The organism is Chroococcidiopsis cubana SAG 39.79 (assembly GCF_003991895.1).
Classification (GTDB): Bacteria; Cyanobacteriota; Cyanobacteriia; order Cyanobacteriales; family Chroococcidiopsidaceae; genus Chroococcidiopsis; species Chroococcidiopsis thermalis.
Window position 1 is genome coordinate 1 of record NZ_RSCK01000273.1, and the last position, 856, is coordinate 856.

The 856-nt window shown below is 44.3% G+C and carries 1 protein-coding gene; it reads right to left on the minus strand.

Translation table 11 applies throughout. The features are described 5' to 3' along the window. On the minus strand, nucleotides 1-798 hold a 798-nt coding region (locus DSM107010_RS37865), incomplete at its 3' end, for an integrase catalytic domain-containing protein (RefSeq protein ID WP_199756073.1). Between the last annotated feature and the right edge of the window lie 58 nt (nucleotides 799-856).

Sequence of the window (856 nt, forward strand, 5' to 3'; positions counted from 1 at the left end):
TTTTCTACTACATACTGTTAGCTCCCTTATCGGCACGGCTCTCAGCTTTACAATTCCAAGCTCATTGCGCATCTCGTGGGTCGGTCTATTTAATTGTCGTTCAATATTGCGCTGTCTGAGATCTGGCGCTGGTAGTGTCAGAATGTGAAAAACTTCGTCATATTCTACCCGTTTGTGTAGCCGATTTCCTCCCAGAGCCAGTCCAGATTCAAAGGTATCACGCGGGCTTTGTCCTAATGCTGGATGCGGTCGTTTGTCATAGATTTCATATGCCCATTCATACAATGCCTCGTATAGCTCGTTTAGCGTCCAAATTGCTAATTTTTGTGGATTCACTGACTTTGTGATTTGGCGCGGCTGGCGAAGAATTTGGGTATTACCTTGCAACTCATGAATCAGCTGCGTATTAGCCGTACCGAATAACCGTTCAATTACAGAGCCAAAGCGAGCATGAGCAGGTGGTCGATGTTTTTTAGTGCAAACGTAGTATGCCAGTAATTGCTCAAAGTAGTGGCTGTGAAATTCAGTGCCATTATCTACCACTACACTTTGAGGAAATCGCTTGAATCTAGAAACGCAACAGCGGATTGCCATCATGCAACAGCGATAGCTTGGCTGCTCGAAGCTTAGATAAACTGCAAGTATTCTCCTGCTGTAAGCATCAACCATAAAGGTTGCCCAGGGACGACCCAAGTTATGGGTAATCGCATTGTTACCAGTGTAGGAGCTACAACTTGCTAAGGATTCCAAGGAACTGACTAACTCAACATCCAGCTGACTGGAGTTTAGACTAACCAATGACAAAATGACTCAGCAGTACTGAGTTAACAAGCTACCCAGCTAAAAATATAAAAAC